This is a genomic window from Anthropogastromicrobium aceti, assembly GCF_020687335.1.
Classification (GTDB): domain Bacteria; phylum Bacillota; class Clostridia; order Lachnospirales; family Lachnospiraceae; genus Anthropogastromicrobium; species Anthropogastromicrobium aceti.
The window spans coordinates 1-11,584 of the sequence record NZ_JAJEQN010000066.1 but is presented as its reverse complement, the minus strand read 5'-3'; the positions used below and the strand labels follow the sequence as shown (position 1 = coordinate 11,584).

Annotated in this window: 7 protein-coding genes and 1 tRNA gene; 6 read left to right on the top strand and 2 right to left on the bottom strand. The window is 42.3% G+C overall.

What is annotated here, in order from left to right:
* The first annotated feature begins 132 nt into the window (after positions 1-132).
* From LKD48_RS15680 to rhaM, 3 genes are all read left to right on the top strand, one after another.
* A tRNA-Gly gene (locus LKD48_RS15680) sits at positions 133-204 on the top strand.
* A 225-nt stretch (positions 205-429) separates the two neighbouring features.
* The gene (locus tag LKD48_RS15675; RefSeq protein ID WP_308732562.1) at positions 430-1,824 is read left to right on the top strand and encodes an MATE family efflux transporter; all 1,395 of its coding nucleotides are present in this window, start codon (positions 430-432) and stop codon (positions 1,822-1,824) included.
* 165 nt (positions 1,825-1,989) lie between these two features.
* On the top strand, positions 1,990-2,301 hold the full coding sequence (gene rhaM / locus LKD48_RS15670) for an L-rhamnose mutarotase (protein WP_066558293.1): 312 nt from the start codon (positions 1,990-1,992) through the stop codon (positions 2,299-2,301).
* Positions 2,302-2,344: 43 nt separating this feature from the next.
* On the opposite strand, the gene truA is transcribed toward rhaM, so the two are convergent.
* Together truA and LKD48_RS15660 are read right to left on the bottom strand one after the other, a co-directional pair.
* Positions 2,345-3,088: a tRNA pseudouridine(38-40) synthase TruA gene (gene truA, locus LKD48_RS15665; RefSeq protein ID WP_118614527.1), complete on the bottom strand. Its 744-nt coding sequence runs from the start codon at positions 3,086-3,088 to the stop codon at positions 2,345-2,347.
* A gap of 61 nt (positions 3,089-3,149) precedes the next feature.
* Positions 3,150-7,415 carry an acyl-CoA dehydratase activase-related protein gene (locus tag LKD48_RS15660; RefSeq protein WP_308732561.1) on the bottom strand — a complete coding sequence of 1,422 codons (4,266 nt, stop codon included), beginning with the start codon at positions 7,413-7,415 and terminating at the stop codon, positions 3,150-3,152.
* 330 nt (positions 7,416-7,745) lie between these two features.
* Here LKD48_RS15660 and LKD48_RS15655 point away from each other — a divergent pair, with 330 nt between their 5' ends.
* From LKD48_RS15655 to LKD48_RS15645, 3 genes are all read left to right on the top strand, one after another.
* A complete protein-coding gene (locus LKD48_RS15655) occupies positions 7,746-8,612 on the top strand; it encodes a hypothetical protein (RefSeq protein ID WP_308732560.1) in 867 nt (288 codons plus the stop codon).
* Between the two features lie 68 nt (positions 8,613-8,680).
* A complete protein-coding gene (gene pyk, locus LKD48_RS15650) occupies positions 8,681-10,117 on the top strand; it encodes a pyruvate kinase (protein ID WP_118614525.1) in 1,437 nt (478 codons plus the stop codon).
* A 94-nt stretch (positions 10,118-10,211) separates the two neighbouring features.
* A complete protein-coding gene (locus tag LKD48_RS15645; RefSeq protein WP_308732559.1) occupies positions 10,212-11,477 on the top strand; it encodes a diaminopimelate decarboxylase in 1,266 nt (421 codons plus the stop codon).
* The last annotated feature ends 107 nt before the right edge of the window (positions 11,478-11,584 follow it).

Below are 11,584 nucleotides of genomic sequence, written 5' to 3'. Positions count from 1 at the left end.
GGGGTGGAAGTGCCGTAAGGCATGGAGCTGACTGCTACTAATCGGTCGAGGGCTTGACCAAAAGGTCAGGGTAGGAAGGTTATAGGTTTGGATGAAAAGTTTGTGTGCAGTTTTGAAGGTACATATAAGTATGCGCGAGTGGCTCAGTGGTGGAGTATCGCCTTGCCAAGGCGAGGGTCGCGGGTTCGAATCCCGTCTCGCGCTTCTAAAACCTCCTGAATTTGATCAGGAGGTTTTTTGATTTAACAGCTAATTCTAGCACAGTCGTTCAGAATAAAACATGCTTGCATGTTTTTTCTGAATGTTGTGCTAGAAAGGAGCGCCGCTTCATAAGCAAAACAGCTTCGAAGAAGCGATTAAGCCCGACAGGGCAGTTTTGCGCATGATAGGCGCGGGTGAGCTGTAGCTGAGGGAAAAAGGAGAAAGATCATGAAGAAGAAGCTAAGGCGCTACATAGGCGACAGGCATTTTTACAAAATGCTGCTTGCAATTGTTGTACCGATTATCATTCAGAATGGCATTACCAATTTTGTCAGTTTGCTTGATAATCTGATGGTTGGACGCATCGGAACAGAGCAAATGTCAGGTGTTGCAATCGTCAATCAGTTAATTTTTGTTTTTAATCTGTGTATTTTTGGTGCAGTTTCTGGTGCCGGAATCTTTACTGCACAGTTTTTTGGACATGGCGATTATGAGGGTGTGCGAAATACGTTTCGTTTTAAATTTCTTATCAGCATCGCTTTTTCTGTAATTGGTATCGTTGTATTTTTATCGGCAGGTTCACAGTTGATCTCACTATTTCTTCATGAGGGAGGAGAGTCTGGTGATATCATGCAGACATTGAAATATGGCGAGCAGTATCTGGGCTGGATTTTGATCGGCTTGCTTCCGTTTGCGCTCAGTCAAGTATATTCGGGCACGCTTCGTGAGACAGGCGAGACGATTGTGCCGATGATAGCAGGTGTGGCAGCTGTATTTGTCAATCTGATTTTCAACTATCTCTTAATTTATGGAAGCTTTGGGTTCCCGAAATTAGGCGTTGAGGGTGCTGCAATTGCAACAGTTTTGTCTCGTTATGTGGAACTTGGTATTATCACTGTATGGTCTCATACGCATACAGATAAGGTACCATATATTAAAGGTGTATACCGCACTCTTAAGATACCAAAGGAACTGACACAGCAAATTGTGGCAAAGGGACTTCCTCTTATTTTAAATGAAGCATTGTGGGCATTTGGTATTGCTATTTTAAATCAGTGTTATTCAACAAGAGGACTGGCAGCTGTAGCCGGAATCAATATTTCCTCAACGATCACAAATTTGTTCAATGTCGTATTTATTGCTATGGGAAGTGCGCTGGCGATAATTGTAGGACAGCTTTTGGGAGCAGGAAAACTAAAGGAAGCAAAAGAAACAGATACAAAGCTTATCTTTGCTTCAGTAGCAAGCTGTTTTGTAATCGGAACAATCATGGCAATAGTTGCACCGCTGTTCCCACAGCTCTACAATACGACCGATGAAGTTAAAGAGCTCGCTACATTTTTTATTATATTCTCAGCATTTATGATGCCGTTCAATGCATTTTTGCATTCAGCTTATTTTACGCTTCGTTCTGGCGGCAAGACACTTATTACCTTCTTTTTCGATGCCGGATTTGTATGGATTGTTTCCATTCCGCTTGCCATGATGCTTTCACGTTTGACTGATATGCCAGTGCGTGTTCTTTATGCGTGCTGCACAGGAGCCGATCTGATAAAGGTTGTTATTGGCTATATTCTTGTAAAACGTGGAAAATGGGTTGTAAAAATCGTTGATAATGATTGATATTGCACAATATCCTTTTGATTCTGACATGATGTGCTCTTGAATAAAAATATGGAATAGAGTAAAATATTCATGAAAGTAATGGCTCCGTGAAACTTCTTAAAAGAGAAGCAAATGTTACTGTTTACAGGACAAAGCGGAAAAAATTGAAAGGATGGCAGGAAAATGATTAAAGGATTTAAGATGAAGCTGTACCCAGGTATGGAGGCAGAGTACGAGAAGAGACATAACCAGCTGTGGCCAGAGATGAAGGATATGATTCATGAGCATGGCGGAAAGAACTATACTATCTTCTTAGATCGCGAGACTCTGACATTATTTGGTTATATCGAGATCGAAAATGAGGAGCTTTGGGCAAAGGGCGCAGATACTGCAATCAACCGCAAGTGGTGGGATTTCATGGCAGATATCATGGAGACTAATCCAGACAACAGCCCAGTATCTATCGACTTAAAGACCGTATTCCATTTAGATTAAATCTAAAAAAACGTTTCCAGTCAAAGCGGCTGGAAACGTTTTTTTAATTATAGTCTACTTCAATTAGGCAAAGTCCCTGCGCCGGAGCAGTAGGTCCTGCAAGACTTCTTTTTTTACCCTGAAGAATTGTAATGACATCATTTGGCTGCATGCGGTGAAAGCCAACTTCAAGCAGTGTACCAGTCATAATGCGCACCATATGCTGCAAAAAGCCATCTCCGTGGAAAGAAAGTGTAAGGTAATCACCTTTTTGCTGGATGCGGATTGAATCGACTGTGCGGACAGTGCTTTTATTCATTTTGGGATTGCCACAGAAGCTGGCAAAATCGTGCATGCCAGTCAGATAAGCGGCAGCCTGATTCATAGCAGCAATATCTGGCATTCCCTCTAATCTTGTAACGTAGCGGCGGTCAAAGACAGGCTTTGTCTGACCAACATAGCAGGTATAGCAATATGTTTTTCCAGTGGCATTGTAACGGCTGTGAAAACGCTGTGAAGCTTCAGAAACCTCCAAGATAACAATGTCATCTGGAAGATAGCGATTCATATAGTCACGAATTTCACGTACAGGAAGCGTTGTGTCAAGAAGTGCATTAGCTGTCATAGCCTTTGCGTGTACACCGGCATCAGTGCGGCCGGCGCCGACTAGCTTTACAGTATCAGTATCGCACATTTTTGCAAGAACAGCCTCAATTTTTCCCTGAATCGTGTCATCAGTATGCTTCTGATGCTCCCAGCCACTGTAACGGCTTCCATCGTAGCTGATGGTAAAACGATAATTATTCATGAAAATTACTCCTATTTTGCATCAGGTCAGCTCCTATAAATGGAACTGACCTGATTGTTTATTATTTCTTATTCTTTTGATCTTTATCCAGATTACTCTGTGCAGTTGCAAGCATCAGCTTGATACGATTCAGCTGATTAACTTCTGAAGCGCCTGGATCGTAATCGACAGCGATGATATTAGATTCTGGATATTGGTGTCTGATCTCTTTAATAACACCCTTTCCAACAATATGGTTTGGCAGGCAGCCAAATGGCTGTGTGCAGACAACGTTGTTGACGCCGCTATGAATCAGCTCCATGATTTCACCTGTCAAAAACCAACCTTCACCTGTCTGATTTCCGATTGATACGAGTGGATCTGCATATTTTGCAAGATCACGAATATCAGCAGGCGGTGTAAAGTGCTTGCTCTGGGCAAATGCCTTTCGTGCTGCTTTTCTCATATATTCAAGAGCGGCAATGCCGATATTGCACATTCTGGCAGCAGCACTGCTTGTGCCAAGTTTTTCAGCCTTAAAGTTGCTGTTGTAGAAGCAGTACAGGAAGAAGTCAAGCATATCTGGCATAACAGCCTCAGCGCCCTCGCGCTCAAGAAGTTCAACAAGATGATTATTTGCTTGTGGAAGGAACTTTACTAAGATCTCACCGACAATTCCGACTCTTGGAATAACTTTATCTTCATAGATCGGAATATTATCAAAGTCGCGGATCATATCTTTAATAATGTGGTTAAAACGTGTCATGCTTGGAGCACGCTTTAAGTCATTGTTGCAGATACGTTTCCATTTTTCATGCATTGCATTGACAGAACCAGGAACCTTCTCATATGGGCGCATACGATATACGGTGCGCATGAAGATATCGCCATATACGATAGCCTGTACAGCACGGATGGCGAGAGCAGGAGTGTAGGTCATACCCGGATTTGCCTCAAGCTTACTTAAATTAAGTGAGACAACAGGAATCTGAGCCATTCCAGCCTTTTCTAGTGCACGGCGGATAAAGCCGACATAATTACTTGCACGGCAGCCGCCTCCAGTCTGCGTCATAAAGATAGCAACATGGTTAAGATCATAGCGGCCTGATAACAGAGCATCCATGATCTGGCCGACAACAATCAGTGACGGATAGCAGGCATCATTATTTACATATTTCAAACCAACATCGACAGCTGTGCGGCTTTCCTTCATGATCTCAACATTATAACCGGAGCTTCTGAGTGCAGTTTCAAGCAGATCAAAGTGGATCGGACTCATCTGCGGACAAAGAATGGTGTAGTTTTTCTTCATTTCCTTTGTGAAGAGAACACGGTTATAGGCAGAAGAAACAACATGGCGCTCAATATGCTTTTGCTCGCGGACGCGGATTGCAGAAAGCAGGGAGCGGATACGTATACGCGCTGCACCAAGGTTATTTACTTCATCAATTTTAAGGACAGTATAGATCTTTCCTGAGCCGGTCAAAATATCATTGACCTGATCTGTTGTTACGGCATCAAGACCGCAGCCAAAGGAATTTAGCTGGATCAGATCAAGATTTTCCTGTGTGCGCACAAACTGTGCAGCTGCATAAAGTCTGGAGTGATACATCCACTGGTTTAATACAATCAGACGACCATCCATCTTTGCCAGATGAGAGATGGAATCCTCTGTTAATACTGCAATACCATAGGAGGTGATCAATTCCGGAATACCATGGTTGATCTCAGGATCGACATGATAAGGACGACCAGCAAGAACAATACCGCGTTTTCCTGTCTTCTTTAAATATTCAAGAGTCTCCTCGCCCTTTTTCTGGATATCTTCACGGCATTTTTGCATCTCAAGCCAGCCGGCGTGAGCGGCTTCACGAATTTCGTCCTCTGGAATGCCAAGCTTTCCAAACTCCTCAACGAGACGCTTTGTCATGATCTCCTCGTTTGTAAGAGCTAAAAATGGATTCATAAAGGTAACGTCAGGACTGCGAAGCTCCTCAACATTGTTTTTAATGTTTTCTGCATATGAAGTAACGATTGGGCAGTTGTAGTGGTTCTGCGCATCATCAAACTCTACGCGCTCATATGGAATACAAGGGTAGAAGATAAAGTGTACATTGTTGCGAAGCAGCCATGTAACATGACCATGAGCAAGCTTTGCAGGATAACACTCAGATTCACTTGGTATAGACTCAATACCCATCTCATATATAGAGCGGTTGGAATCAGGAGAGAGTACAACGCGGTAGCCAAGCTTCTTAAAGAAAACTGCCCACAGTGGGAAATTCTCGTACATGTTTAATACACGCGCAATTCCAACAGTTCCGCGTTTTGCATCCTTTTCTTCAAGCGGCTCATAATCAAAAATACGATGATACTTGTAATCAAAAAGGTTTGGAATATTTTCCTTATTCTTCTCCTTGCCAAGACCACGCTCACAGCGGTTTCCAAATATGTAATGACTGCCGTTGCTGAAACGGTTGATTGTCAGAAGACAGTGGTTAGTACAGCCCTGACAGCGTGTCAGACGTGTTGTATATTTTAAAGACAAAATGTCATTCATGGACAGCATGCTTGTCTTTGGTTCCTTATGTGACTGATAATATTCTCTTGCAACAAGAGCAGCACCAAAGGCACCCATGATTCCAGCAATGTCTGGACGGACAGCTTCACAGCCAGCAATCTTTTCAAAGCTTCTAAGAACAGCATCATTATAGAAGGTACCGCCCTGCACAACAACATGTTTTCCAAGATCAGAAGCATCATTGATTTTTATAACCTTAAATAACGCATTTTTGATAACGGAGTATGCAAGACCGGCTGAGATGTCGGCAACAGTAGCACCTTCCTTTTGTGCCTGCTTTACGTTTGAATTCATAAATACTGTACAGCGAGTTCCAAGGTCGGTAGGATTTTTAGCAAAAAGCGCAGCCTTTGCAAAATCGACAACTGTATAATTTAAGGATTTTGCAAAAGTCTCGATGAATGAGCCGCAGCCAGAGGAACATGCTTCATTTAACTGAACGCTGTCGACGGTATGATTTTTTATCTTAATGCACTTCATGTCCTGACCGCCGATATCAAGGATACAGTCAACATCAGGCTGGAAGAAGGATGCCGCATAGTAGTGAGCAACAGTCTCAACCTCACCCATATCAAGCTGAAGTGCTGCCTTAATAAGTGCTTCACCGTAGCCAGTGGAACATCCGTAGGCAATTGTAACGTCATCAGGCATCTGCTCATAAATTTCACGTATTGCGCGAACAGTTGTTGAGAGCGGGCTTCCATTATTATTGCTGTAGAAGGAATATAAAAGAGATCCATCCTCAGCGACAAGAGCAACCTTTGTAGTTGTGGAGCCGGCATCAACACCGAAGAAGCATTTGCCGTGGTACTCGCGAAGATTTCCCTTCTTTACAGTGTGCTGTTTATGACGCGCTGTGAAATCTTCATATTCTTTTTCAGAAGCAAACAAAGGATCCATACGCTTGATCTCAAAATTCATCTTGATGCCTTTTGTAAGGCGGTTAATCATCTGAGTAATCGGCGTAACTGTAGTGCCCACTTTTACATTCATCGCAGCACCAATCGCAGCAAATAAATGAGAGTGCTCTGGAGCAATAATATGTTCATCTGTAAGATGAAGTGTGCGGATAAAAGCTTCTTTTAACTGATCCAGAAAGTGGAGCGGACCACCAAGGAAAGCAACATTACCGCGGATTGGTTTACCACAGGCAAGACCTGAAATAGTCTGATTAACAACAGCCTGAAAGATAGAGGCAGCCAAATCTTCCTTGGCAGCACCTTCATTGATCAGAGGCTGAATATCTGTCTTTGCGAATACGCCGCAGCGTGCCGCGATAGGATAAATTTCATGGTAATTTTTTGCAAGCTCATTTAAGCCAGATGCATCTGTCTGCAAAAGAGAAGCCATCTGGTCAATAAAAGAACCGGTACCTCCAGCGCAGATACCGTTCATACGCTGATCGACACCGCCGGTAAAGTAGATGATTTTAGCATCCTCACCGCCAAGCTCAATCGCAACATCTGTCTGAGGCGCGTAGTCTTTTAAACTGGTGGCAACAGCAACAACCTCCTGTACAAATGGGATGTCAAGATGTTTTGCGAGTGTCAGACCACCAGAACCGGTGATGGAGGAAGCTAGATCCATTGGACCTAATTTGTCATATGCTTTTGTTAAAAGTTCGGCAAGTGTTTCCTGAATATTTGCAAAATGGCGCTGATAATCGGAAAATAAAAGCTTGTCTTCGCTGTCGAGGATGGCAACCTTGACAGTCGTAGAACCGATATCAATGCCGAGACGATTATATGTTTTATTTGATGTACCCATTAAAAACCTCCTTAATGAAATGATACATTATCAAAATAAATATGGAAATGGATGACATGTAAACTGTGGCAATAAAATCCAAAATACAGATGAATTATAGCGGTTTTTGAAAAAAAATGCAAGGTACTAATAAAAATGTAAGAATGAATTTATATTTCAGATGCGTAGTAACGTGGTTTTATGAGGGATACAAACTAATTTAAGAATGCTCTCTAAAAAAGTTTGACAAACAAACGTGTGAAAACTATAATAGAGGTATGTGTGAAAAAGAGAATAAAAAAAGATAAAGATGATCCGGTCGGGGGGAAGCCGGGCGAGAAAGGATTATCTATGAAATTTCTGAACAAGCTTGAGCGTAAATTTGGCCGGTATGCCGTTCCAAATCTGATGCTCTACATCATTATTCTTAATGCGGCAGGGCTTTTGATTACCATCATGTATCCGCAGGCACAGTACTATCTGTGTTGGTCCACAAGTGCCATTCTTCATGGACAGATCTGGCGAATTGTTTCATTTATTCTTGTGCCATACACGACAAGCCCTGTTAATTTTTTGATTTTTGCATTTTTGTATTATTCGATTTCCCAGACGCTTGAGCGTGTATGGGGATCTTTCCGCATGGATATGTACATCATTACTGGTCTGCTTGGAACAATTGTGGCAGCGTTTCTGGTGTACTTTGTGTTTGGTGTGGAGATGGGTATGCAGGTCAGCATCTCTTACCTTAGTAACTCATTATTTTTAGCGCTGGCAGCTACTTTCCCGGATGTGCAGTTTTTGCTGTTTTTCATTATTCCGGTCAAGGCAAAGTGGATGGCGCTTTTGAGTGTAGTAATGTACCTCTATGATCTGATGCAGGTTGTAAACGGATTAGGCTGGATGCCGTATGGTTTTGCAATGCTGATCATGATTGTATTTTCACTTATAAATTTTATACTTTATTTCCTCGGCACGAGAGATCTTCAGCGGATCAACCCCAGAGAGGTACATCGAAGAAGAGATTTTCAAAAGAAGATGGGGGAGAGGGAACAAAGCGGCAGGCCACTGCATAAGTGCACCGTCTGCGGAAGAACAGATAAGGATTTTCCAGATCTGGAGTTTCGTTATTGTTCAAAGTGTGACGGCGCTTACGAGTATTGCAGCGAGCATCTTTATACGCATAAGCACATTGTTGCACATTCGTATGATAAGCAGTAATATGACAGGCAGTAATTGGCAGCGTTTGTAAACGTGCAAAAAAATCGAATGGAGAAGAAAAAAAGAGTATGAAGAGAACAAAAATTGTTTGTACTATGGGTCCGAAAACAGAGAATGTTGAGCTTTTGAAGGAAATGATCAAAAGCGGCATGAATGTTGCCCGTTTCAACTTTTCTCATGGAAGTCATGAGGAGCATGCAGGACGTATGGCACTTGTTGAGGAAGCAAGAAAGGCTGTGAATATTCCTGTTGCCACTATGCTTGATACGAAGGGACCAGAAATTCGTACTGGAAGCGTACCAGGGGATAAGAAGGTTACACTTGTAGAAGGACAGGATTTTGATCTTACAATTGATCAGAGCGTAGAGACAACACAAAAAAGCGCATCTATTACCTATGAAGGTCTTGTTGCAGATGCTGAAATTGGCTGCCGTATTTTGATTGATGATGGTTTGATCGAGTTAAAGGTTATTTCTAAGGAAGAAAATGTTCTGCACTGTACAGTTGTAAACGGCGGTGAGTTAGGCTCTAAGAAGGGTGTAAACGTACCGAATGTAAAGATCAATCTGCCAGGAATTACTGAGAAGGATAAGAAGGATATCTTATTTGGTATTGATCAGGGCTTTGATTTTGTTGCAGCATCATTCGTAAGAAATGCAGCTTGTATCGAGGAAATCCGCGATATTTTAAATATTCATGGAAGCAGAATGCGCATCATTGCAAAGATTGAGAGCGCAGAGGGTATTGAAAATATTGATGAGATTTTGCAGGCAGCAGACGGCATCATGGTTGCAAGAGGTGATCTTGGTGTTGAAATTCCGGCAGAATTAGTTCCTCATATCCAAAAGACAATCATCGATAAGTGTAATGAGGTACAAAAGCCAGTTATCACAGCTACTCAGATGCTTGATTCTATGATACGTAATCCACGCCCTACAAGAGCAGAGGTTACTGACGTTGCAAATGCAATCTATGATGGAACAGATGCTGTTATGCTTTCAGGTGAGACAGCAGCAGGACGTTATCCGCTTGAGGCAGTTCGCATGATGACAAAGATTGCAGAGTCATCTGAGCCATATCTTGATTATCGTACTTATAACCGCAGAGATGTAAAGCGTTCTGATCATGTGATTTCAAACGCACTCAGCAGTGCAACAGTACGTACAGCAGAGATTCTTAATGCAAAGGCAATCATTGTGCCAACGATGCATGGATTTACTGCAAATCTGTTGTCAAACTGGAGACCAAAATGCCGTATCATTGGTATGTCTCCAAATTGGGATGTTTTACGTAAAATGCAGTTGAATTGGGGCGTAACACCGGTTAAGGCTATGAGGGAGACTGATACCGATGAGCTGATTGAGCATTCCGTGAATACTGTAAAGGAGATGGGCTATATTGAGTCCGGAGATACTGTTATTGTTACAGTTGGTGTAAAGCATAAGAATCAGCCAAGCTATGCAATCGGCGAGACAAACAATATGAGAGTAATCGTAGTCAATTGATTTAACAGTTCATTCGAGTGCGATTGTTCTGAACAATGGCGCGGATGAACTGTAACGATAGGATAAAGAAGTACACAGCGAGGAGAGACACATTATGGAAAAAAAACCGTTCATAACATTAGAGCAAGTAAAAGAGATGGCTGCATCATATCCGACTCCATTTCATCTGTACGATGAAAAAGGAATCCGCGAGAATGCCAGAAAGTTAAAGGCTGCGTTTGCATGGAATCCAAACTTCCATGAATATTTTGCTGTAAAGGCAACGCCAAATCCGTACATAATGGATATCTTAAAGTCAGAGGGAATCGGCGCAGACTGTTCATCTTATACAGAGCTTTTGATGTCAGATGCTGTTGGTCTTAAGGGTCATGATATCATGTTTTCTTCTAACGTAACACCGGCAGAGGATTTTAAAAAGGCTGCTGAGCTTGGTGCAATCATTAACTTTGATGATGTGTCTCTTATTGATTTCTATGAGGAGATTGGCGCACCATTTTTAGAGACAATGTGCTGTCGTTATAATCCGGGCGGAAACTTTACGCTGCATAATGAGATTATGGATACGCCTAAGGATGCAAAGTATGGCATGACAAAGGAGCAGATGAAGGAAGCCTTTACAAAGTTAAAGGCACATGGCGTTAAGCATTTTGGAATCCATGCATTTTTAGCATCAAATACAGTAGCACTTGGCTACTATCCGAAGCTGGCAAGAATTTTATTTGAGCTGGCTGTAGAGCTGTCGAAAGAGGTTGGCGTTCATATCGCATTTGTAAATCTTTCAGGTGGTGTCGGTATTGCATATCGCCCAGATCAGGAACCAAATGATATCATGGCAATCGGTGCAGCCGTAAAAGAGGCATATGATGATGTTCTTGTTCCGGCAGGAATGGATGATGTTGCTATTTTCACAGAACTTGGACGTTTCATGCTTGCACCATATGGCTGTCTTGTAGCAAAGGTGCTTCATGAAAAGCATATCTGGAAGGATTATGTCGGACTTGATGCGTGTGCAGCAAATCTGATGCGTCCGGCAATGTATGGTGCTTATCATCATATCACCGTACTTGGCAAAGAGAACGAGCCGTGTGATCATATGTATGATGTGACAGGCGGTTTGTGTGAGAACAACGATAAGTTTGCAATCGACCGTATGCTGCCAAAGATCGACATCGGAGATTATGTTGTAATTCATGATACAGGTGCGCATGGATTTTCAATGGGCTATAATTATAACGGCAAATTAAGAAGTGCAGAGCTTTTACTTAAAGAAGATGGCACTGTAAAGCAGATTCGCCGGGCAGAGACACCGCAGGACTACTTTGCAACGCTTGATTATCCGGGCTTGAAGGACGAAAAATAAAAACAAAAATAAAAGCCTCGGCTGGTTTGCTGGTATGCTCCCCGTCAAGAGGACAATAAAAAATAATAAATTTTTGTATCGTCAGCCATGCTATGGCTGGCGATATT